The 21,500-nt window shown below is 71.5% G+C and carries 28 protein-coding genes; 9 read left to right on the top strand and 19 right to left on the bottom strand.

Annotation, left to right across the window (positions count from 1 at the left end; translation table 11 throughout):
- Positions 1-178: 178 nt before the first annotated feature.
- Positions 179-1,408: an ABC transporter substrate-binding protein gene (locus MKK75_RS27780; protein ID WP_244045708.1), complete on the top strand. Its 1,230-nt coding sequence runs from the start codon at positions 179-181 to the stop codon at positions 1,406-1,408.
- A 9-nt stretch (positions 1,409-1,417) separates the two neighbouring features.
- On the opposite strand, the gene MKK75_RS27775 is transcribed toward MKK75_RS27780, so the two are convergent.
- From MKK75_RS27775 to MKK75_RS27745, 7 genes are all read right to left on the bottom strand, one after another.
- On the bottom strand, positions 1,418-1,849 hold the full coding sequence (locus tag MKK75_RS27775; protein ID WP_244045707.1) for a hypothetical protein: 432 nt from the start codon (positions 1,847-1,849) through the stop codon (positions 1,418-1,420).
- A gap of 43 nt (positions 1,850-1,892) precedes the next feature.
- Positions 1,893-2,459 (bottom strand): hypothetical protein, encoded by a 567-nt coding sequence (locus tag MKK75_RS27770; RefSeq protein WP_244045706.1) that lies wholly within the window; start codon positions 2,457-2,459, stop codon positions 1,893-1,895.
- A 443-nt stretch (positions 2,460-2,902) separates the two neighbouring features.
- Positions 2,903-3,121 carry a hypothetical protein gene (locus tag MKK75_RS27765; protein WP_244045705.1) on the bottom strand — a complete coding sequence of 73 codons (219 nt, stop codon included), beginning with the start codon at positions 3,119-3,121 and terminating at the stop codon, positions 2,903-2,905.
- Between the two features lie 256 nt (positions 3,122-3,377).
- Entirely contained in the window at positions 3,378-4,121 is a 744-nt protein-coding gene (locus MKK75_RS27760; RefSeq protein ID WP_244045704.1) for an ABC transporter permease, read from the bottom strand.
- On the bottom strand, positions 4,118-5,050 hold the full coding sequence (locus MKK75_RS27755) for an ABC transporter ATP-binding protein (RefSeq protein WP_244045773.1): 933 nt from the start codon (positions 5,048-5,050) through the stop codon (positions 4,118-4,120). The genes MKK75_RS27760 and MKK75_RS27755 overlap by 4 nt, the downstream gene beginning before the upstream one ends.
- An 11-nt stretch (positions 5,051-5,061) precedes the next feature.
- Entirely contained in the window at positions 5,062-6,273 is a 1,212-nt protein-coding gene (locus tag MKK75_RS27750; protein ID WP_244045703.1) for an ABC transporter permease, read from the bottom strand.
- Positions 6,274-6,728: 455 nt separating this feature from the next.
- The gene (locus MKK75_RS27745) at positions 6,729-7,637 is read right to left on the bottom strand and encodes an ABC transporter substrate-binding protein (protein ID WP_244045702.1); all 909 of its coding nucleotides are present in this window, start codon (positions 7,635-7,637) and stop codon (positions 6,729-6,731) included.
- A 286-nt stretch (positions 7,638-7,923) separates the two neighbouring features.
- On the opposite strand from MKK75_RS27745, the gene MKK75_RS27740 reads away from it, so the two are divergent.
- Complete coding sequence (locus MKK75_RS27740) at positions 7,924-8,139, top strand: hypothetical protein (protein WP_244045701.1); 216 nt, start codon at positions 7,924-7,926, stop codon at positions 8,137-8,139.
- A gap of 60 nt (positions 8,140-8,199) precedes the next feature.
- Here MKK75_RS27740 and MKK75_RS27735 read toward each other — a convergent pair whose 3' ends face one another.
- The 6 genes from MKK75_RS27735 to MKK75_RS27710 all read right to left on the bottom strand — a co-directional run bounded on the left by MKK75_RS27735 (position 8,200) and on the right by MKK75_RS27710 (position 13,061).
- The gene (locus MKK75_RS27735; protein ID WP_244045700.1) at positions 8,200-9,675 is read right to left on the bottom strand and encodes a protein adenylyltransferase SelO; all 1,476 of its coding nucleotides are present in this window, start codon (positions 9,673-9,675) and stop codon (positions 8,200-8,202) included.
- Between the two features lie 295 nt (positions 9,676-9,970).
- A complete protein-coding gene (locus MKK75_RS27730) occupies positions 9,971-11,005 on the bottom strand; it encodes a phosphatase PAP2 family protein (RefSeq protein ID WP_244045699.1) in 1,035 nt (344 codons plus the stop codon).
- Between the two features lie 111 nt (positions 11,006-11,116).
- The gene (locus tag MKK75_RS27725) at positions 11,117-11,371 is read right to left on the bottom strand and encodes a hypothetical protein (RefSeq protein ID WP_244045698.1); all 255 of its coding nucleotides are present in this window, start codon (positions 11,369-11,371) and stop codon (positions 11,117-11,119) included.
- 121 nt (positions 11,372-11,492) lie between these two features.
- On the bottom strand, positions 11,493-12,023 hold the full coding sequence (locus MKK75_RS27720) for a MucR family transcriptional regulator (protein ID WP_244045697.1): 531 nt from the start codon (positions 12,021-12,023) through the stop codon (positions 11,493-11,495).
- Positions 12,024-12,231: 208 nt separating this feature from the next.
- On the bottom strand, positions 12,232-12,534 hold the full coding sequence (locus tag MKK75_RS27715; RefSeq protein WP_244045696.1) for a hypothetical protein: 303 nt from the start codon (positions 12,532-12,534) through the stop codon (positions 12,232-12,234).
- Between the two features lie 143 nt (positions 12,535-12,677).
- Positions 12,678-13,061, bottom strand: coding sequence for a hypothetical protein (locus MKK75_RS27710; protein WP_244045695.1), 384 nt, complete (start codon positions 13,059-13,061; stop codon positions 12,678-12,680).
- Positions 13,062-13,151: 90 nt separating this feature from the next.
- Here MKK75_RS27710 and MKK75_RS27705 point away from each other — a divergent pair, with 90 nt between their 5' ends.
- From MKK75_RS27705 to MKK75_RS27695, 3 genes are all read left to right on the top strand, one after another.
- Positions 13,152-13,910, top strand: a complete 759-nt coding sequence (locus MKK75_RS27705; RefSeq protein WP_244045694.1) for a CDP-diacylglycerol diphosphatase — start codon at positions 13,152-13,154, stop codon at positions 13,908-13,910.
- A gap of 164 nt (positions 13,911-14,074) precedes the next feature.
- A complete protein-coding gene (locus tag MKK75_RS27700; protein WP_244045693.1) occupies positions 14,075-14,419 on the top strand; it encodes a hypothetical protein in 345 nt (114 codons plus the stop codon).
- Between the two features lie 311 nt (positions 14,420-14,730).
- A complete protein-coding gene (locus tag MKK75_RS27695; protein ID WP_244045692.1) occupies positions 14,731-14,976 on the top strand; it encodes a hypothetical protein in 246 nt (81 codons plus the stop codon).
- Between the two features lie 318 nt (positions 14,977-15,294).
- Here MKK75_RS27695 and MKK75_RS27690 read toward each other — a convergent pair whose 3' ends face one another.
- Positions 15,295-15,555 (bottom strand): hypothetical protein, encoded by a 261-nt coding sequence (locus MKK75_RS27690; protein ID WP_244045691.1) that lies wholly within the window; start codon positions 15,553-15,555, stop codon positions 15,295-15,297.
- 158 nt (positions 15,556-15,713) lie between these two features.
- On the opposite strand from MKK75_RS27690, the gene MKK75_RS27685 reads away from it, so the two are divergent.
- Together MKK75_RS27685 and MKK75_RS27680 are read left to right on the top strand one after the other, a co-directional pair.
- The gene (locus MKK75_RS27685) at positions 15,714-15,980 is read left to right on the top strand and encodes a hypothetical protein (protein ID WP_244045690.1); all 267 of its coding nucleotides are present in this window, start codon (positions 15,714-15,716) and stop codon (positions 15,978-15,980) included.
- A 20-nt stretch (positions 15,981-16,000) separates the two neighbouring features.
- Entirely contained in the window at positions 16,001-16,246 is a 246-nt protein-coding gene (locus MKK75_RS27680) for a hypothetical protein (RefSeq protein WP_244045689.1), read from the top strand.
- 141 nt (positions 16,247-16,387) lie between these two features.
- Here the strand turns inward: MKK75_RS27680 and MKK75_RS27675 are convergent, their stop codons facing one another.
- Both MKK75_RS27675 and MKK75_RS27670 read right to left on the bottom strand, forming a co-directional pair.
- Entirely contained in the window at positions 16,388-17,128 is a 741-nt protein-coding gene (locus MKK75_RS27675) for a DUF4336 domain-containing protein (RefSeq protein ID WP_244045688.1), read from the bottom strand.
- Between the two features lie 104 nt (positions 17,129-17,232).
- A complete protein-coding gene (locus tag MKK75_RS27670; RefSeq protein ID WP_244045687.1) occupies positions 17,233-17,808 on the bottom strand; it encodes a YgjV family protein in 576 nt (191 codons plus the stop codon).
- A 510-nt stretch (positions 17,809-18,318) separates the two neighbouring features.
- Between MKK75_RS27670 and MKK75_RS27665 the strand changes: the two genes are divergently transcribed.
- Both MKK75_RS27665 and egtD read left to right on the top strand, forming a co-directional pair.
- Positions 18,319-19,281 carry a methyltransferase gene (locus MKK75_RS27665; RefSeq protein WP_244045686.1) on the top strand — a complete coding sequence of 321 codons (963 nt, stop codon included), beginning with the start codon at positions 18,319-18,321 and terminating at the stop codon, positions 19,279-19,281.
- Complete coding sequence (gene egtD, locus MKK75_RS27660) at positions 19,278-20,201, top strand: L-histidine N(alpha)-methyltransferase (protein WP_244045685.1); 924 nt, start codon at positions 19,278-19,280, stop codon at positions 20,199-20,201. Before MKK75_RS27665 ends, egtD begins: the two co-directional genes overlap by 4 nt.
- A gap of 2 nt (positions 20,202-20,203) precedes the next feature.
- Here egtD and MKK75_RS27655 read toward each other — a convergent pair whose 3' ends face one another.
- The 3 genes from MKK75_RS27655 to MKK75_RS27645 form a co-directional block, all read right to left on the bottom strand.
- Positions 20,204-20,428: a hypothetical protein gene (locus MKK75_RS27655; RefSeq protein WP_244045684.1), complete on the bottom strand. Its 225-nt coding sequence runs from the start codon at positions 20,426-20,428 to the stop codon at positions 20,204-20,206.
- Between the two features lie 77 nt (positions 20,429-20,505).
- Positions 20,506-20,949: a DMT family transporter gene (locus MKK75_RS27650; RefSeq protein WP_244045683.1), complete on the bottom strand. Its 444-nt coding sequence runs from the start codon at positions 20,947-20,949 to the stop codon at positions 20,506-20,508.
- 46 nt (positions 20,950-20,995) lie between these two features.
- Entirely contained in the window at positions 20,996-21,445 is a 450-nt protein-coding gene (locus tag MKK75_RS27645) for a DMT family transporter (protein ID WP_244045682.1), read from the bottom strand.
- Between the last annotated feature and the right edge of the window lie 55 nt (positions 21,446-21,500).

Raw genomic sequence — 21,500 nt, 5'->3', positions numbered from 1 at the left:
AGGTCGGATCTCGGGCAGGCCCGAGATCCGTGGGCGCCGGAGCCCTCTCCCCGCAGGGGGGAGGGGTGTTTGCACCGCCCGCTACGCTCGAACTGGGAATCCCGGCTGTAGTACGAGGCGCCGACAGGCCGCGTCATCGGAACCATAAAAAAACAAGCAACCAGAGGGGAGGAAGTCCATGTCGAATCGAATCGCGCGGCGCCGTGGCGCGGCCCTGGCCGCCGCCTTCGCGGCCTGTCTCGCCGCCGCGCCGGCCCGCGCCCAGTACGCCGACGGCGGCATCAAGATCGGCGTCCTGACCGACATGTCGGGCGGCTATTCGGACCTCGCCGGCCGGGGCTCGGTGACGGCGGCGCAACTCGCGGTCGAGGATTTCGGCCGCCCGATCAACGGCCGCAAGGTCGAGCTGATCTTCGCCGACCACCAGAACAAGGCCGATATCGCCTCCGCGATCGCCCGCCGTTGGTTCGATACCGAGGGCGTCGACGCGATCTTCGACACCAACTCCTCGGTGGCGGGCCTCGCCGTGCGCGAGGTCGCCCGCGCCAAGGGCAAGATCGACATCAATTCCGGTGCCGGCTCCATGGCGCTGACCAATTCAGCCTGCTCGCCGACCGGCGCCCACTGGACCTGGGATACCTACGCGCTGGCGGCTGGCACCGCGACCGCGCTGGCGGACGACCCGAAGAACACGTGGTTCTTCATCACCGCCGACTACACCTTCGGGCACGACCTGGAGGCGCAGGTCACCCGGGTGGTGAAGGCGAAGGGCGGCACAGTGCTGGGCTCGGTCAAGCACCCGTTCCCCAATGCCGATTTCTCGTCCTACCTGCTGCAGGCGCAGGGGTCGGGCGCCAAGATCATCGGCATGGCCAATGCGGGCGCCGACACGATCAACACCATCAAGCAAGCGAGCGAGTTCGGCATCCCGCAGGGCGGCCAGACGCTCGGCGGGCTCAACATCTTCCTGACCGACATCCACTCGGTCGGTCTCAAGGACGCCCAGGGCATGATCCTGACGACCGGGTTCTACTGGGACCTGGACGACCAGACCCGGGCTTTCGCGAAGCGTTTCGGCGAGCGGATGGGCGGGCGCATGCCCACCATGGTGCAGGCCGGCGACTACTCGGCCGTGCTCCACTTCCTGAAGGCCGCCGAGGCCGCCGGGACGGATGACGGCCTCAAGGTCATGGCCACGATGCGCGCATTGCCGATCCAGGACTTTTTCGCCCGCAACGCGAGCCTGCGCGTCGACGGCCGGATGGTCCACGACATGTACCTCGCGCAGGTGAAGACGCCTGGCGAGTCCAAGGGGCCGTGGGATTTTTACAGGATCCTGAAGACCATCCCGGGCGATCAGGCGTTCCAGCCCCTGTCGGAGAGCACCTGCAGCCTCGTGACGAAGTAGGACGGCGCCCTACGGGTCGTCGGATGAGGCCCCGGCGCGCGCCTGCGCCCAGGCGCGGTCGCGCTCGGCCTGCCGGGCGCGCTGCTCGGCCGCGTAGGCCTCCTCATCCGGCTGCACCTGCCGGCGCCGTTGCTTGGCCCGGGCGGCGGCCCGCTTGCGCCAGGCCTCGGTCTCGGCCTTCTGGCGCAGCAATTCCTCGACCGTGATCGGCGTCACCGGCTCCTTGGGCTGGGCCCAGGCATAGGGACGCCGGGGTGCCGATCGGGATCCGGATTCCGCCCGCGCTGGTCGGACGGCGCGGATCGCCTCGGCGAGGGTCAGGCCGGCGCCCGCGGCGATGCGCGCGGCGGCGGCCTGTGCGGCCGCGCGCTCGCCCGCTGTGGCGCCCTGCGCGGCAAGCGCGAGGCACTTCTCGAACCGGTCTCGATCGGCGGGCGTCATGGGGCGCGTATAGCGCCGGGACGGCCCGCCGTCCCGGTTCCTCTCAATCCGGCTTGGCGCTCGCCACCGTGTCGGTGAGGCTGTAGTGGCCGAGCTTCTCGCCAACCACCTGGACCGCCCCGTCCGTCAGGGTGTTCAGCCGGCGCGAGCGGATCGTCATCGTGCCCGACAGGCCCGCGAACTTGCCGGTGCCGCCGATCCACTCGCCCGTCCCCTCGTTCATTGCGGCGAGCGGCTGGAGCGGGTAGTCCCACTTCTCGAACACGTGGTCGCCGTCGGCGTCGACGTAGTCGCAATAGCCGTGGTTCTCCAGGGTCTTGGCGCCATTGTCGATCGTCGGCGCAGAGGTGCAGCGCCCGGCCATGTTGTGCAGGAGCTTGCCGCCGGACTCGTTGACCGCGGTCATCATGTTGATCGTGGCCGAGGCGACGCGGTTCTCGCCGATGGTGACGGGCTTCGGCGCCGCCGGCACGGTCGAGGTGTAGGTGATCCGGAAATCACCCTGCCGCGGCATGTCCTCGGCGCCCGCCGGGACGGGACCCAGAAGCAGCAGGCCGAACGCCACCGACTGTATCACGGATGCTGCGAACACGATCTCTCTGCACATCATGACGACCTCCCGATCTGGCGCATGCAAGATGGGCCGGCGAGGGGCTTCCTTGCCGAAGTCTGGCCGACCGAATCATCGGCGCCGCGGGTAGCGTGATACAATTATCTCATCGATTCAACAGTATATTTTTCGAATACTGCGAGATCGTAATTTATTTGACCGTATTCGAACAATAATTGGATGATTGTTTTATTTTAGAAATAAGCATAGCATTTATATTGCGATGCATCCGACGATTTGTGACGTTGATGCGGATAAGCAGGTCAGATATCCAGATGATATTCATACCATCGGAGATAAAGAGGTCGATCCGATCGAAGAATATTCTGTTCCATGCATCGAGCCATGTGTTCGGGCCGGACTCGACCTTGCTGCGCCCTGCGGGGCGGGATCGTTCATGCGATCGCGGCTCGGGATTGAAGGCTGCCCGACACGGCGACGCCTCAAGCGTCGGCGCAGGCCTTGCCGACCGGCCGGCTTTCCGGTCCGCACGCGCTGCCGTGCGGGCCGCTGAGGGCGCGGAGGATCCGCCCCAGCAGCACCCGCGAATGCCGCGCCGTGCTGTTCTCGACGGGGTCGTCCCCGATGTCGGGGCTGGCGTCGTAGGCTGCGCGCAGTTCTGCGAGCTGGCGCATCCGCAACTCGGGATCGATGGGAGCCATCACCCGCCCTCCAGGCCGGCTATGGTCCGCGGTACGCCCCCGCGAACGAGCCTTCGACCATCCCGAGTCGGGGAGTTGGAAAACCGTGTCTGAACGGTCCCTACGACCTTTAGCGCCGGAACGCCTGGACATACGTCGCAGGCTCCCCGACCGTATGGTCAAGGTGCAAGTGCCGTTCTGGTCGGCACCAACCATCAGACAGGGGATTCCAAGCCCCAGGACCGCGCGTACGGTCCCGCAAGACCGTTAGTCGATTCTAGGAAGGAAATCCAGATCGCCGCGCTGCAACCCGTTCGAGCGCGCGCAGCGCCGCGTCGATCAGGATGGCGAGCGCCGAGACCACGAGGCCGCCCTGCAGGACGTAGGCGGTGTTGCCCGTGAGCAGGCCCGAGATGATCACCTCGCCGAGCGTGCTGGCCGCCACCGTCGAGCCGATGGTCGCCGTCGCGAGGCCGATGACGGCCGAGAGCCGGATCCCGGCCAGGATCATCGGCAGGGCGAGCGGCAGTTCCACCTGGACGAGCCGCTGGCGGTCGGTGAGGCCCAGGCCGCGCGCGGCCTCCATCAGCGCCGGATCGAGGCCCTCGAGGCCGGTGAGCGTCGTCTCGAAAATCGGCAGCAGCCCGTACAGCACCAGGGCGACGAGCGTCGGCACCGGCCCGAACCCGAAGACCGGCACGGCCAGCGCCAGGACCGCCACCGGCGGGAACGTCTGGCCGAGATTGGCCACGGCCCGGGCGAACGGCAGGACGTCGCGGCCGGCCGGCCGGGTCGCCGCGACCGCGAAGCCGACGGCCAGCAGGCCCGCCGCCAGGGTCGCAGCTGCGACCAGCAGGAGGTGGTTGACGGTGAGGGTGAGCAGCGGGGTCTGCGTGTAGATCGGCGCCGTGTCTCCGGGGGCGAAGGGGCGGAACAGCCCCGCGAAGCTCTGCGGCGCGAGCAGGAAGGCGGCGAGCAGTGCCAGCAGCGCGAACTTCACCAGCGGACCCGCTCGGCTCACGGGCGGGCGCCCTGCGCCTCAAGGACGGCGCGCGTCACCCGGCCGATGAGCACGCCGTCGCGGCTGACGGGCAGGGCCGGGCGCCGCGACCAGAGGCTCTCGGCCAGTGCCGCGCGCACCGAGATACCCGCCGGGATCGGCTCGCCCGGCGCCGCGCCGGGCTCGACGAGGTCGTCCACGGCGCGCAGCGCCATGAGCTGGAAGGCCCGGTCGCCGCCGCCGAGGAGGGCGCCGACGAAATCCGTCGCCGGCGCGCCGATCAGCGCCGCCGGATCGGCCTCCTGCACGAGGTGGCCGCGATCCATCACGGCGATCCGGTCGCCGAGGCGCAGGGCCTCGTCCATGTCGTGGGTCACCAGCACGATGGTGGTGCCGGTGCGCCGCTGGATCGCCCTCAGATCCGCCTGGGCCTGGCCGCGGATGATCGGATCGAGGGCGCCGAACGGCTCGTCCATCAGCAGGATCGGCGGCTCGGCGGCGAGCGCCCGGGCGACCCCGATCCGCTGCTGCTCGCCGCCCGAGAGCGCCGCCGGGAGCCGGTCGCGGTAGGCGGCCGGATCGAGGTGGAACAGGCCGAGCAGCGCGTCGACCCGTTCGGCGATCCGCCGCCGGTCCCAGCCCAGCAGCCGCGGCACCACGGCGATGTTCTCCGCCACGGTCCGGTGGGGGAACAGGCCGTGGCCCTGGATCGCGTAGCCGATTCCCCGGCGCAGGAGGTGCGGGGCCACCGCCCGGATGTCCCGGCCTCCGATGCGGACCGTGCCGGCGCTCGGCTCGACGAGGCGGTTGATCATCCGCAGCAGGGTCGTCTTGCCGGATCCCGAGGTGCCCACCACCGTCAGGATCGCGCCGGCCGCGACCCGCAGGCTGACGTCGGACACGACCGCGCGTCCGCCGATGACGCGGCTGATTCCGGCGAGCTCGATCATCGGATCCGGCCTCACGGGCGCGGCTCCGCGGTCCGGCTCGCCGCGATGGCGGCGTCGAACAGCACGGCGGCGCCGCCCGCCAGGGCGACGGTCGGCAGCGCCCCGAGCAGGACGAGATCCCCCGCGTTCTGGCTGATGCCCTGGAAGACGAACACTCCGAGCCCGCCGCCGCCCACGAGCCCCGCGATCACCGCAAGGCCGAGGTTCTGCACGAGGACGATCCGGATCCCGGTGAGGAGTCCCGGGAGTGCCAGCGGCAGCTCCACCTGGAGGAGGCGCTGCCGGCCGGTCATCCCGACGCCGCGCGCCGCGTCGCGCACCGATTCGGGGACGGCGTCGAGCCCCGCCACGGTCGCGGCGGCCACGGGCAGGAGCGCGTAGGCGAACAGGGCCACGAAGGCCGGGGCGGGGCCGATCCCCGCAATCCCGAATTCCGCCGCCCCGGGGACCGTGCGGCCGATCCAGGCCAGCGGGGCGATCAGCATCCCGAACAGCGCCATGGAGGGGATGGTCTGCACCCCGTTGAGCACGGCGAGCAGCGCCCGGCGCAGGGGCGGGACCGGGCGCGCCAGGATGGCGGCCGGGATCCCGGCGAGGGCTGCTGCCGCCACCGACGCGAGGGCGAGGCCGAGATGGGTCCGGACCTCCCGGCCGAACGTGTCCGCATGGCCGGCATATTCGCGCATCACCGAGAGGTTGTCCCAGAACCCGGACCGGAGGGTGACCCCCGCCAGGGCCGCGACGGCCGCCAGCGCCGCGACCCGCGTCCCGGGGCCGGGCCGCAGGCGCGCCAGCCCGTCGCCGGCGGCGAGGCCGGCTGCCGCGCAGGCCAGCCACCAGCCGGCATCCGGCGAGACCCGGGCATAGCGGTCGCCCGGCGGCGTCAGGTGATCGGCCGCCCAGCCGGCCGCGAGGCCGAGAGAGAGCAGCGCGGCCGCCCCCGCGGCGAGCCGCAGGGGCGGTGGGATCCGCAGCGCCAGCAGCGGTGCGGCGAAACCGAGAACGGCGAGGAGCATGAGCGCCTGGCCGCAAGGCAACGCCGACCATGCCATCGATGGCGTACCTTCGGCGATCCGGTTCGGCCGCGCGACCATCAGCGGCAGCGCCAGGAGGCCGACGGCCAGCAGCGCGGCGAGGGCCGCGCCCAGCGGATCGAGGCCGGAGACGAGTCGGCCCGATGGGCGGCCGCCGGCATACGTCCCGGTCGCAGAGGGTTGGCCCATTCCGAGGCTCCGGGCGCGTCCGCAGGAGCGTGGCCGCGCGTCGCCTGGACTTAGCGCGCCCGGACCGAATGTGGCGAGCGCACGGGGAAGATGGTCGGGAGTGGCGGTCGGCGGCGGTTTTCTATCGGAACGGCGATGACCGCCTCCGTGGATCGCCCTCGCCCCGCTTGCGGGGAGCGGGCTCCGGCGACCTCGTCGTCGCCGGAGCGACGGCAGCCGAGGGTGAGCGGGCGGCTCCGGAAGCGTCTCATCCTGACAAGCCCCCTCACCGCCGCTCGGGCTTCGCCTCCGCTTCCCGCACGGACGACGAGGTCCGTGCCGGCCTCTCCCCGTACGCGGGGAGAGGGGACGGTCGGGGGCGTGGCAGCAACCCGCGATCCCTCAACGAAAAGATGACACACGGCGCTTGTGTCACCAACGCCGCAGCCCGCAGTGCGCCACAGCCCGCCCTGGCCTCACGGCACGAGCCCCGCCGCCTTCAAGAAATCCGCCGCCACCGCGGAGGCCGGTTCGCCGCCGAGCTGCACCCGGCCGTTGAGGTCGCGCAGCGTGGCGAGGTCGAGCCGGCGGAAGATCGGATCGAGCACCGCCGCGATCTCGGGATGAGCCCTGAGGACGGCCCCGCGCACCACCGGCGCGGGCTGGTAGACCGGCTGAATACCCCGGTCGTCCGCCATCACGACGAGGCGGGCGGCGGCGAGGCTGCCGTCGGTCCCGAACACCATGGCGGCGTTGGTCCCGGAGGTGCCCCGCGCCGCCGCCGCGATGGTGGCCGCGGTATCCCCGCCCGCCAGGATGACGAGCTGCTCCGGCCGGAGCGCGAAGCCGTAGGTCCGGCCGAAGGCCGGGAGCGCGGCCGGCGCGGAGACGAACTCCGAGGAGGCCGCGAGCTTGATCGCGCCGCCGCCCGCCACGTAGCGGCCGAAATCGCTCATCGTCGTGAGGGTGTTGGCCTTCGCGATGTCGTCGCGGACCGCGATCGCCCAGGTGTTGTTGGCCGAGGCGGGCGCCAGCCAGACGAAATCGTTGGCCTTCAGATCCAGGCTCCGGGCCGTCTCGTAGGCGGCCTGCGCGTCTTTCCAGACCGGGAGATCCTGCCGCCCGAAGAAGAACGCCGCGTTGCCGGTGTATTCCGGATAGATGTCGATCTGGCCCTCCAGCAGGGCCTGACGCACGATCGACGTCGCCCCGAGCTGGGTCCTGTCCACCGTCGGGATCCCCTTCGCCCTTAGCGCCTGCAGGATGAGGGCGCCGAGCACCCCGCCCTCGGTGTCGAGCTTGGAGGCGACCACGACGGGCCCCGCCAGGGCGGACGACAGGCCGAGGAGCAGCGCGGCGAGTCCCGCGAGGATCCGCTTGCCCATCGTCCCGGAATCTCCTCTTCGCGCGGTGCGGGCGGCATGCCGCGTCCGGCCGTACAGGATCGGCGAAGGCGCGGCCGCCGTCCAGACCGGATCCGATGCCCGGTTGCGGCCCTGCCATGCGCGACCTCATCGCGGTTCCGCAACCGAGTCCGGTTGGCGAAGACGCAATCAAGTCTCCGAAATCCGATTAACGCTGCTTAACCTTGACGCGAACTTGCGCTGAACCCTGGCGATCCTCGAGATATATGCAAGTGCTGGTTGTTTCAGATGGAGCCGAGTCAGACAGATGTCGTATTCGATCTTCGTCCGCGATCTCGCCCATGACGATGGGCGCACGCCCCAGCTACTCGCCTACGACATCGTCGACCGGTCGTTGGCGTCCTCCCTCGTGTCGGTGATCGCCACCTCGTATCGGGATCACGGGTTCAACCCGGCCACGCGGGTGCACTGGTTCCGCGCCGACGGCTCCGTGCACGAGATCTACACGTGGCCCCAGGTTTGATCCGGCCCCAGGTTTGATCCCGGCCCCAGGTTTGATCCGGCCCCGGGCCTTGGGGCTGCCTTACGTGCCGCAGAAGGTCCGGTAGCCGACCCCGCCGCCCTCGGGCGCCCGCGCGTAGCGGGCGTGCTCCGGCTGATCGGCGTAGGGTCGTGCCAGCACCGTCAGGAAGGCCTCGAAGGCCGTGAAGTCATCGTGCTCCACGGCCGCGGCGATCATCGCCTCGACCTGGTGGTTGCGCGGGATAAAGGCGGGGTTGACCGTCCGCATGTCAGCGGCAACCTCGGCCGGGTCGCGGCCCGTCTCGGCGAGCCGCGCCCGCCAGCCGGCGGCCCAGCCATCGTAGGCGGTCGGATCGACGAACAGGTCGCGCACGGCCCCGTCCCCCGCCGGTCCCTCGGCGGCTCCGCAGAGGGTCCGGAAGGTCAAGGTGAAATCGGCCTGGTTCTCGGCCATCCGCGTCAGGAGGTCGCTCGCCAGCGCCGGGTCACCGTCCCGGACCGAACCCAGGCCGAGCTTCCGATTGAGACCGCCCTGATACGCGGCCTCGAAGCGCGGCGCGTAGCCCGCGAGCGCAGCCTCTGCGGCGGCGACCGCCGCGGTCTCGTCATCGGCGAGCAGCGGCAGCAGGGTCTCGGCGAACCGGGTCAGGTTCCAGAGCGCGATGCGCGGCTGCTGGCCGTAGGCGTAGCGCCCGGTCTGGTCGATCGCGCTGTAGACGGTGCGGGGATCGTAGACGTCGAGGAAGGCGCAGGGGCCGTAATCGATCGTCTCGCCGGCGACCGACATGTTGTCGGTGTTCATCACCCCGTGGACGAAGCCCACGAGCAGCCAGCGCGCCACCAGATCGGCCTGGGCGGCGATGACCGCGTCGAGCAGCGCCCGGTAGCGATGCGCGGCCTGTGCGGCCGCGGGATAGTGCCGGCCCAGGACGTGGTCGGCCAGCGCCCGCAGGGCCTCGTCATCCCCGCGGGCCGCGAAGAACTGGAATGTGCCGACCCGGATGTGGCTCGCGGCGACGCGGGTGAGCACGGCGCCGGGCAGCAGGGTCTCGCGGATCACGGGCTCCCCGGTGGCGATGGCGGCGAGCGCCCGGGTTGTTGGGATGCCGAGCGCCGCCATGGCCTCGCTGACGAGGTATTCGCGCAGGACCGGCCCCAGCGCCGCCCGCCCGTCGCCGCGCCGGGAGAACGCGGTCGGGCCGGAGCCCTTGAGCTGGATGTCCCGGCGGAGGCCGTTCCGGTCGATGACCTCGCCGAGCAGGACCGCGCGGCCGTCGCCGAGCTGCGGCACGAACTGCCCGAATTGATGCCCGGCATAGGCCGCGGCGATCGGGTCGGCGCCTTCCGGAACCGCATTCCCCGCCAGCGCCGCCACCCCGTCGGGGCCGGCGAGCCAGCCGGCATCGAGGCCGAGTTCCTCGGCCAGCGCCCGGTTCAGCCGGATCAGGCGGGGGGCCGCCACGGGCGTCGGCGGACGCCGCGCGTAGAAGCGCTCCGGCAGGCGGATGTAGCTGTTGTCGAAGGGGAGTGCCGTCATCGGAGGGATCTATGGATGGGCGTCGCTGCGGACAAGCGGGACGGCCGGGGGATCCGGCCGGACCGTGCAGGTGAGCCCGGTCGATGTCTTCGCGAGCGACCGGAGCCGCACGGCCGCGGCGGCATCGAGGGCCTGGGCGGCGATGCCGGTGCGGGTCGGATGGCCGCGGAGGTCCCAGATCCCGTCCGGCCCGGCTCGGCATCGCGCGCATCCTCCATCGGGTCTCGGGCATGGGCCCTCGATCTCCGCTGGAGGGCTGACGCGCCCCTGTCGGGGCGGTTCGCGGCCCGCGCGCTCAGGCGTCGGCTGGGCTGATCACGCCGGGGACCGGTCCGGCCGGGGCCGCCGCCGGCGCGCGCCGCCGGGTCCGCTCGCGAACCGTGATGGCCGCGACCGCCAGGGCCGCCCCGGCCAGCAGATCCGGCAGGTAGTGGCCGCCCGCGCCGAGCGTCGCCACGATCACGGCCGCGTTGAGGAGGATCGCGAGCGGGCCGAGGACGGGCAGGGGCGCCAGCGCCCAGGCGGTCAGGATCGCGAGGCACACGTGGAAGGACGGGAAGGTGGCCAGCCCCCGCAGGTCGCCGAGCGCCAGCGTGTCCAGCGTGCCCGCCCGCAGCCGCGCCACCGGCTCCAGGTGCCAGAGCGCGCCGACCGTCTCCAGGTGCTCCGCCGGGACGTGGCGCGGCGCGTAATGCGCATAGGGTCCCAACGCCGGCACCAGGGAGGCGACCACGATCACGCACAGCAGCGTGACCGAGAACAGCCGGGCATAGGCCCAGAGCCGCCCGAGCCGGCGGGTCGCGCTCAGCGCGATGACCACGATCCCGACCTGCGGCCCGCTGGAATGATAGGCGAGCGCCAGCCACCACGACAGGGTGGGATGCCGCGCCAGGAACGCCACATGGGCCGTCCAGTCGAACCCGAGGCCGGCCTCGAACCGGGCCAGCGCGTCGTCGACGAAGGGCAGCCCCAGGCCGGCGGCGAGGACATGCAGCACCGCCACCGGCACCGTGAAGGTGATCAGGAACGCGCTCGCCAGCGCCATGCCGCGCAGCGGCGGATCCGATTTCACCGTGGCGAGGCAGGCTGCCGCGACCAGCAGGACGACCACGATCACCGCCGCCACGGCGAAGCCCGTCGGCGCGGCCTTCATGTGAATGGCCCGCATCCAGGCCGCATCGAGGCCGATGATCGCGAGGCTCAGCACCCAAAGGCGGGGATCGGGCGCGGCGATCCCCCCGATCAGGCCGCGCAATCCGGGACGGGTCGCGCCCGGATCGCGGTCAGCGGGCCGGATTCTCGATTCGGCGACCCGTTCGTAAGGACTCATCCGGCTCTGCTCGCCCCGCGGTCGATGCTTGGCCGCGCCGGGCAGACGCGCGAGGGCCGCAATGGTTCGCCCGCCGGCGCAGCGGCCGACCCTTGGACGGGACCGGCCGACCTATCGGCCCGTGGCGGGGGGCGCAGCGGCAACCGGCGGCTTGCCGCTGCCGACGGCGCCTTCGGTGGGCGGCACGGCGGCGGGGTTGGTCACGGCCTCCGTGGCCGTCTTGCCGGGATCTTTCGTGTCGGCCTCGGGCTTGCCCGCGGTCTCGGCCTTGGGCGCCGCCCCGGTCCGGTCCTGCGCCCGGGCTGCCGCCGGGAGGCCGGTGACGGTCGCGGCGGCGACGAGAAGGGCGAGGATCAATCGGTTCAAGGTCGGCTCCGGGCTGTTCCGGGAGCAACGGCCGGCCGCACGCGTCGTTCCGGCCCGGGCGCCGCTGCGGCGCCGCCCGGGATCGCCGGACCTGGCGGACTCGGAGCCTAGAGCCCGGAGCCTACGCCTCGGCCTTCTTCTTGCGGCCCCTGGCAGGCTTGGCGGCGTCCGCCGCCCGCTCGGGGGCCTCCGCGACCGTCTCCGACGGGGCGGCGTTCTTGGCCGCCGGGCTCCGGCGCTTGTGGCCGAGGCCGGCGTTGCGGGCGAATTCGGCACGCATCGCCGAGTAGCTGGAGGCCGTGGTCGGATAATCGGGCGGCAGGCCGTAGCGTTGCCGATACTGCTCGATCGACATGCCGTTGCCGTTGAGGTGACGCTTGAGCGTCTTGTACGGTTTGCCGTCGATGAAGCTGATCAGCGCGTCCGGCGTAATCGACTTCTTGATCTGCGCGGGCGTCGCCCGCTTGAAGTCCGGCTCCGCGGGTGCCGAACTCTGGCCCAGCCCCGTCAGCGCAGCATGGACGCCGGACAGAAGCGACGGCAGGTCGGGCATCGGAACGGAGTTGTTGGCGACGTAAGCCGAGACGATGTCGGCCGTCAGCTCGACGAAATCGACCGAGTCCTGGTTTGGGATTGACGTGTTGTCTTCCATCGATGCCTCTCTCACGGCAGTGCGCCATGAACGTGACGTTCCTTGCCGGTAGTCAAGGGCTTGTCTGATCAGATCTAACTAATCCTGATCATTATCTACCAGCTGGGCATGGAATAGCAACATAGATTAATTGGCGGGCGGACGCTGGATAAACTCGGTTACAAAGCCGGGTGGCCCGCCTGCCATGCGGGGACCTGCAGCCGCGCCCTCAGGTGCTGGCCGCTTGGTCCTGGGGCGGGGCGATGACGCCGCGCGTCCCGGACGGGACCACGGCCTGGAGCACCCGGGCGGCACCCGCGCCGTAATCGGCCCGATAGGTCCGTTCGAGGGTCATCAGCGCGCGCAGCGGCGCTTCGGCCAGATCGAGCAGGCGCGCATCGCGCCAGCGCAGCTTGGTCGGGCCGCCGCGGTTCAGCCACCGCGGCCTCTCCTCCTCGACGACCAGGACCAGCTTGCCCGTCCACGTCTTGCGAAACCAGAACCGTCCCGTGAGCTTGGCCGCGCCGAACATGAGACCCTCGCGTGCATGCCCCCAACACGCCCCGTGAGACAATGCGGAGGAAGCGCGGCGGTTTCTATACGGGACCGCAAACGGGCCGGATCCGCGCGAGTTGTCGTTTTGCCCGACCGGTTCGACCGACGATGGTCGCGTGCCTATCGATCCGCGAGGCGCCCCGGACGCCGCCGGCCCGCCACGATCGCGAGGCCCGCCACCGCGCCGGCCAGCGCGGCGCCGGCCTTGACCAGGAAGTCCTCGAACCGTCCGTGGCGCGTGCTCGTCAGAGTCTGCGCCGCCTCCAGGGCGCCGGCCAGGAGGACACTGCCGATCAGGATCTGACGCCAATGCCGTGGATAGCTCACCATCATCATCAGCCCGGCGAGCGCGTAGGCCGCGATCCGCTCGATGCTCGGATTGGCGGTCACCACCGGCCGGAGGCCGATGGGCACGAGGGTGACGGCGACGATGAAGGCTACCAGGATCCAGGCCGCAAGGCGCGCGAGGCCGAGCCACCGCGTGTCGGTTCGAATCGTCGACATTCCGTAACCTCGTGCTGACGGCTCGAGCCTACAGTGTCCGCCGGCCGTTGCCTGCCGCTTAACGGCCGACCCGGATCGGAAGGCCTCTCCATGCGCCGTATGCTGGTCGTCGCGAGCCTGTTCGCCGTCACGCTGATCCCCGGGGCCGACGCCGCCAACCCGGCGCGGGACGTGCTGTGGGTCGCGCTGCAGGGCTGCGTCCTCGCCAAGAAGGCCGCCGGCCGGAGCTTCCCCTGCCTGTCGGTCGATCTGGGCGACGACACGCGGCCGGGCACCGCGGTGCTGCGCGCGCCGGGCCAGCCGACCCACACGGTCGTGATGCCCACCGACAACGTGTCGGGGATCGAGGCGCCGGTGCTCCAGGGCCCGCGCGGCGCCGCGTATTGGCGGGCGGCGCTCGACGCGCGGCACTTCGTGTCGGATGCCCTTCAGGGGCGGCTGCCGGTCGCCGCGGTCGGCCTGGAGGTGAACTCCGTCGGCGGACGCAGCCAGGACCAACTGCACATCCATCTCGACTGCATGCACCGCAGCGTCACGGCGGCCCTGAAGGCGCACGGTGACGCCGTCGGCGAGAGCTGGGTGCCGTTTCCCGTGCCGCTGGAAGAGGAGCAGTACCTCGCCCTGCGGGTGCCGGCGGACGCGGTGGAGACGTTCAATCCCTTCGCGGCGCTCGCCCGCGTCCCGGGCTGGCGGGGGAGGCTGCACGACGCGAGCTTCGCGGCGGTGTCGGCCGATCCCGACGACCCCGGGGCGGGCATGATCCTCCTGGCCTACAGGATGCCGGAGGCGAGCGCCGAGGAACTCATGGACCACAGCTGCCGGGCGGCTCGGCCGGGCCGCGGCACGTGAACCGGCGGCGCCGAACGCGCCGCACTGTTGCCGATCCGTTCTATCCAATCGGCTCGGCCATGGGGCATAGGACGGGCATGCGCACGCCGTTGCCCAAGCGCTGTCCGTCGGCATCGATCCGGCGGGGGGAAGCGCATCGCGAGACAGGTCTCGATAGGCGCCGGGTGTCGCCGCGCCCGGGGGCGTCCGTCGGCCTGTGCGCGATCCTCGTTCTGGCTCCCATCGCGGCGGACGCCGGCCCGGTCGCCGATCCGGCCGACCCCCGCGCGCTGGAACTCGCCTGGCACCGGTGCCTGCGCGAGGCGACCGCGCATCAGCCCCCGGGTCAGAGCCGCGCCGGCGACGAGCGCAACGCGCTCGACGAGTGCAAATCCCGGGAGGACGCGCTGGTGGCGGCGCTCATGACGGGCCGCCGCGCCGAGGACGGACGGACCGGGACGGTCTGGGCTCGCACCCGGGCTGCCTTCGTCGAACCGCTGACGGCCTGGATCGGGGGCTTGCGGCGCTGAGCGCCGGGTGTCCCGCCGGGACGTCGGCCACCCGCGCCTGACCGCCACAGCCGGACGGTCGAGCCGGACCACGCCGTCGCGCGTCGTCAGCCTGATCCCACCCCTGTCGGCATGATCGACGGTGCCGGCATGGGCCCCGTCCGGGCCGATGCCTTCGGCACGCCCCTGGATCGGCGCGCCATCGACCATCGGTGCCCTCCCTGATCCGGGACGACGGCCGACGCGACCCGGTGCCGTTCCGGTGCGGCCTCCGCGGCACCGCACCGCGCCGCTCGCGTCGAACCGGAACGCGGGCTGCCCGTTGGGCCGGCATGACAGCCTCTGCCCCCACGCCGCCCCACGACCCCGTCGTGGACGCCCGCCGCCGCGAGATGGCGACCGAACACCTGCTGTTCGGGACGATCCGATTCCTCGCCCAGCGCCATCCGGAGCTTCTGGACGAACTCGACGGCAGCCTGGATCATCTCTGGGACACGGGCGACGGCGAATCGCGGGACGACGCGGCCGTGCGCAAGATCGCCGGCCGCATCATCAAGAGCCTGCGGGCCGAGCGCTGAGCCGGCCCGGCCACCGTGCGTGGTCGCTCGGCCGGAGCGTCGGGCTCTTCGCGACGGCCTTGGCGGACGCGCGGCCGAAGACATCGCCGGTCAGGCCGCGCTCCGTGGCCGGCTCCCCGATCCGCTCCGGATACCGTGACGCGGTCAGGCCGAGTCTGGTCTTGCGCGCCGCCTGACCGACAGCCTCGTTCGCCGCGCGTCGACGCCAGGTCCGGATGGGTTCGGGAGGGCTGATGGGCCGGCGCCGTGGGCCGTTCGGGACACCTTGCGCCAGAGCAGCCAAGACCCGCCCCGAGCCGGCTCGGGGTCGGCCGATCCCTAGCGCGAGCAGCCGATGCAGATGCCACGCGTGATCGCGTCGTTGCGCTCTTCGTTGGTGCTGCGCCGGTCGATGCTGCCGGTCTCGTTCGGGTTGAGGGCGCCCGGGTTCGGCACGGTCTGGCCCGTCGCGGTGGTGTGCGGGGCCTTCGCGGCGGAGGCCGGGCCGCCGCCCGTGCCGGTCTCGCTCACCGGATCCGCGCAGGCGGGGACGGCGCAGGCGATTAAGGCGGTCACCGCGAGGATCATCGGCGCGCGCATGGGAAGCTCCTGGAACGACAAGCGTCTATGTGTGGAAACGACGCTCCCGGCCTGCGGAAGTTCCCGAGGTCTTCCCAGCGGCCCCCTGACGGCGCGCCGGTCATGACCTATGACAACAGGGCCGATGACAACCGGGACGGGATTCAAGGGGCGCTGGCATGGACAACGGCGAGGGCATCCGCGCGCCGCAGGCGAAGATCGCGGAGGTCCAGCGTCTGGCGACGGCGCTCGCCGCCCGGGTGCGTTACGCGCAACTCGTCGGACGGCCGATCTACGACGCGCAGATCACCGCCCTGGTCAGCGCCGCGCGCCTCATGGACGCTGAGAACGCGCCCTGGCCGCCCATGGTCGAGGAAGTGCTGACCGAGCTCGCCCGGTCCCTCGACGGCGCCGATCCGGCCCCGGAGGAGGGCGCCGGCCCCTGACGGCGCCGTGTGGACGGCCTATGATCCTGAGCCTGCAGCCGGTGCAGGTCGCGACGAAGAGCGACGATGCCGAGAGCCAGCTCGTCTTCGCGGACGGTTTCCTCGTCGCGGTGCTGGTCCGCCTGTCCGAGCAGCACGGGGCGGACGCGGGCAAATGGTTCCTGGAGGCGGGATTCGGCCCTGTGGATCCGATCTACCCGCCCGTCTTAACAGATCTCGCGGCCGCGCGCGTCTGGATCCTGCGGCAGCTCGCGAAGGACACCTGACACCCGGCTGCGATGATCCCGACCTAGGGGCGGGATCATCGCGCCCTGCGGACGACCGCCCTCGCGCCTTCGCGCGGACGAACCGCGATGGAGTCAGGCTCATCAAGGTTCGGTATCAGCCGGTCGCGATCCGGCACGGCCTCAGCCGAACGGACCGAGCCAGCGCAGGGCGTGACGCAGGCGCGCGACGGCATCCCCCGCGAACCACAGCCCATGCGCGAAGATGACGCGTTCCGGCCGCAAGGCGATCAGCTCGGCGGCCGCCCGCGCCGCCGCCCGCCGCCGCAGCTTGATGACTAGGCGCAGGTAGGGTGGCGGCTGCCCGTGGGGCGCGGTCATGCGGGCCAGCCGCAGGAACGGTCGCAGCAGAGCGGGCACCTTCGCCGGTTCGAGGTTGAGGACGAGGTCGGTCAGGATCAGGGTCCGGCTCGCCTGGTGGAAGAAGGCGACCTCCCGGAACGAGAGGCCCCCCGGGACGACGGTCTGGCGCAGGTCGGCTCTCCAGTCGGGAGGCGCCGCGTCGTCCAGCACCCGGTCGACCCGCAGGCCGGAGCGCTGGACCTGCCCCCGCTGGCGCAGGTTCGGGGCCGCCCAGGTCAGCGCGCCCGGGCAATGGTCCTGCCACGCCTTCAGGTAGGTCCAGTGGGCGATGTTCGGCGCGACCAGATGGCGGATCGGCCCCAGCGCCGCGATCTCCCGGTGTAGGAGCGGTTCGTAGCGCGTCGGCGAGTGCAGCCAGAGCGCGCCATCGCGCAGCCGGATGACCGTCATCCGGACGGGGAGGGGGATGCCGAGGGCGCGCAGGGGGCCGCTATCGACGATCCAGACGCCGTCGGCCACCGGCTTGAGCACGTCGAGCGGGGGATAGGTGGCCTCGGACAAACGGGTACTCCGGCGGGACGCCGGCGGTCTCGCTCGGCAGGGTGCGCGGTAAGGGAACGTCGGGAAACCCCGGGGTTGCCCGGGTCGATCGCCGCAGGGGGCCGCTACGCCCGCAGGCCCTCCGGCGTGACCGGACGGGCCGGGACGGCACGCAGCAGCGCGATCCCGAGCCCCGAGATCGTCAGCAGGTCGCAGGTCAGGCCGAAGACCGAGCCGACCAACAGGTTGTGTCCGGCCCAGCACAGGGAGGCGCCGAGGAACAGCAGGCGCATGGGCTGGGGGGCCGTGCGGAGGCGCGCGCCCGTGGCGAGCAACGTGCCGAGGGCCGCGCAGGCCGAGGGCCAGCCGGTCCAGGTGGCGACCGTCAGGCCGGCCGCCGCGAGCGTGCTCGCCGCGAACAGGGGCGGCACCCAGCCGCTCCGGCCCGGCCGGCCAAGGCAGGTCAGCGCCACGAGGCTCTGCAGCACCGAGATGGCGCACATGGCGGCGCCGGTGAGCGCCCCGAGCGTCAGGTAATGGACGCCGAAGGCAGCCGCGCAGGCGGCCGAGGCCAGGAGGATCCGATCCCGCCGCGGCATCATGCCCGCCGTGAAACCCAGGCACAGGCCCAAGGATCCGAACAGGTCGAGATGGGCCGCGGCCGCGGCGTACCAGGCAGACACGAAATCGACGGCGTACATCGTCAGCGCTCGACCGGCGCGACGGCGCCGTTTCCGCCGGATGAGCTAGGTTTTGATGGTAATCAGATCGTTAACGTCGCGGACCGGCGGCGCGTTTCCCGCGCCCGCATGGGACTGGGGACCCGCGCTCTTCCAGGCTGGCGGATGGGGCCGCCGAGACCGCGAACCCGTGTCGCCCGGGACCGTGAATGGACCAATCGACCGCCGATATATTTGATACATACAAGTATTAACATAGATTAATTATTAAATCCAGCCTTTCGCTCAAGGAACAACAGCCGAGGCGAACGGTTTCCCGGGCATTCCATGCCGGACGGCACCGCGGCCGATCGGCCCACGGCCCGTGTGCCTGTGCTGGATACCGGTGGCGTGACCCGATCCCCATGCGACGTCCGATGAGCGACCGTTGTCCCGTTGCCGAACGCGTTCAAGATCTCATTTCTCAGGGTGCCGGGGATTTCGCGGACAGCGCCCGTCCGGCGAGCCCGGTGACCGACTGAGACCCGGCCGATGACGCGATCCGAACCGTTTCCTCAGGACGAGGCGGCCGTGCTGTCCCTGGCGCGGGCCTTGCGCGACACCGGCTACACGTTCACCACCGTCACCCCCACCACGCATGCCCACGTCAATGCGCGGTCGCGCAACGCCGAGGCGAAGAGCCTGCGCGACGTGTTCGGCTGGAGCCGGCCGTTCCGGGCCGGCCTGCTGCCCGAGCCGATCCTGCGCCTGATGCGGGCGGCCGGCGCCGCGACGGAGGACGGGCCGCTCCTGCGGCCAACGATCCGGTTCTCCAGCCTCGACGGCGAGCTCTTCGCCCATTCCGCCTATCCGCCGAGCGCGCCCGACGCGGTGTTCTTCGGCCCCGACACGGTGCGCTTCGCCGGTGCGGTGATCGCCCATCTGGAGGGTCGGACCGCGCCGGTGCGCCGGGCGCTCGACCTCGGCTGCGGCTCGGGCGCTGGCGGGATCTGCGTCGCCAAGCGCGTGCCGGGCGCCGAGGTCGTGCTGGTCGACATCAACCCCGCAGCGATGCGGGCGGCCCGGGTCAACGCCCGGCTCGCCGGGGCCGACGGGGTCGCGGTCCTCCGCAGCGACCTGCTGCGCGACGTCGAGGGCCTGTTCGACCTCATCGTGTCGAACCCGCCCTTCATGATCGATACCGCCGCGCGGGCCTATCGGCATGGGGGCGGCCCGCTCGGGGCCGGCCTGTCCCTTGCCGTGGCCGCGCAGGCGGTGGAGCGCCTCGCCCCCGGCGGCAGCCTCGTCCTGTTTACCGGCGCGGCCATCGTCGAGGGGCAGGATCCGTTCCGCGACGCCGTCGCCGACCTCTGCGCTCGCGCGCGTCTCGACTGGACCTACCGCGAGGTCGATCCGGACGAATACGGCGAGGAACTGGCGACCGAGGCCTACGACGCGGTGGAGCGCCTCGCCCTGGTGGTCCTCACGGCCACGCGGCCGGGCAGGCCATCATGAGCGACGCCATTCTCTGCGACGCGCTTGCGGGGCTGACCGCTGCGCCCAAGACGCTGCCTGGAAAATACCTCTGGGACGAGACCGGCTCGGAGCTGTTCGACCGGATCTGCCACAGCGCCGATTACTACCCGACGGCCCAGGAGACCGCGCTTCTCCCCCGGGTCGCTGCCGAGGTGGCGCGCCAAGTCGGGCGGGGCGCGACCGTGGTCGAGTTCGGCAGCGGTGCGAGCCGCAAGATCCGCACCCTCCTCGATGCGCTGACCGACCCCGCCGCCTACGTGGCCATCGACATCTCGGGCGCGTATCTGGAGGCGGCGATCCGGCGGCTCGCCTCGGATTATCCCGGCATCGCCATGGTGCCGCTCTGTGCCGATTACGCCGCGCCGGTGGAACTGCCGATCCGTCCGGGGCCGGGTGGAATCCTGGGCTTCTACCCGGGCACGAGCATCGGAAATTTCGACCCGAGCGAGGCCGGTCGGTTCCTGGAGCGGGCGCGGACGACGCTCGGGCCCGGCCTGTTTCTCGTGGGTGCCGACGGGACGACCGACCCCGAGCGCCTGCAGCGCGCCTACGGTGCCGCCGATGGGCTGATGGCGGCGTTCCACCGCAATATCCTGACCCGGCTCAACCGCGAATGCGGGGCGGATTTCGACATCGACAATTTCCGCCACGAGATCCGCCTTCGGCCGGATCCGTTCCGCGTCGAGGCGCACCTCGTGACGGCCCGGCCCGGCACCTACCGGCTCGGCGGACAGGCCATCCCCTTCGCGGCCTCCGAGAGCATCCGGACCGACACCTCGCACAAGTACACGGCGGATGCGTTCCAGGCGCTCGCGCGTCATGCCGGCTGGCAGCCGCGCGCCCTCTGGCGGGCCGAGGGCGGCAGCTTCAGCCTGCACCTGTTGCAGGCCGAAGGCTGACGTCAGGCGACCTCGATCGGCGCGTGCTTGCCGTCGTGGGCTGCGCCGGATTCGAGGCTCTGCGTCTCGGCGGCGCGCTGCTGGTCCCGTCCCGGCGGCGGGTAATCCGCCAGCGGGCGCCAGGGGGCCGATGGGACGCCCTGCCGGAAGCCCCCGGGCCTCAGGAACAGCCAGGCGGCGACGGCCATCCAGGGGATCACGAAGAAGGCGAAAGCGGCGAGCCCCACGGCATGCCTCCGGGCAGGGGTAGCGATTTAAGGAAACGCCCAAGCGGCGGAGACGGATCCCGACGCTGAGGCCGGCCTCAGAACCGGGCGACGAGGCCGACGCCGCCGATCATCAGGGCGCCCCCAAGGATTCGCCACAGGCCCGCCGGGTGGACCTTGAAGCCCACCAGCCCGAAATGGTCGAGGAGGATCGAGGTGATGACGCCTGCCGTAACGATCAGGCCAAGGAAGGTCGCCGCACCGATCGCCTTCGACAGGTAGAGCTGCGCCGCCGTGAGGCCCGCGCTCATCAGCCCGCCGAGCCAGGCCCACCAGGGCACCTGCTCGAGCCGGTCGAGCCCCGGAATCCCGCCCTGTCCGACCACCAGCATGACCATCGCGATCGTGGCGATGCTGACCAGGAGGCTGACCACGCCCGCCAGGAGCGGCCGCCCGAGGGACTTAGCGAGCCCCGCGTTTTGGCCCGGTTCGACCGCGCTGGCGAGCCCTGCCAGCAGGGCGACGCCGTAGAGGAAGATCATGATCGCATCCTGGTTGGGTGGGCGGGGGTCGCAGCGGCTGGACCTGTCAGAAAGCCGCAACGAGGGCGACGCCCGCGATCATCACGACGCCACCGAGGATGCGCCAGCGGCTCGCCTTGTGCTCCTCGAAGCCGACGAGGGCGTAATGATCGAGGACGATCGAGCCGACCACGCCCGCCGTGATCACGCAGCCCAGGAACGGCGCGGCGCCGATCTGCTCCGAGACGTAGAGCTGCGCCAGGACGACCGCCGCGCCGAGGAGGCCGCCGGGCCACGCCCACCAGGGCACGGGGCTGGCCGGCTCGGCAGCCTGCCGGTCCCGCCGCCCGACGAAGGCCATGATGCCGAGGAGACACAGGATCGCCAGCGCGAAGCAGAAGATGCCCGCCAGCATCGGCTGCCCGGTGGCCTTGGCCAGGGTCGCGTTCTGCCCGGGCTCGATGGCGTTGGCGATGCCGGCCAGCAGGGCGAAGCCGTAGAGGTACCACTTGGACACGACGGGATTCCGGGCGGGAGGAGGCACCGGCGCGGGCTTGCGTTCGACGCGGGCT

This window comes from Methylobacterium sp. J-030 (assembly GCF_022829545.1).
In the GTDB taxonomy this organism is placed as follows: domain Bacteria; phylum Pseudomonadota; class Alphaproteobacteria; order Rhizobiales; family Beijerinckiaceae; genus Methylobacterium.
This window is presented reverse-complemented; position numbering and strand designations above follow the sequence as displayed.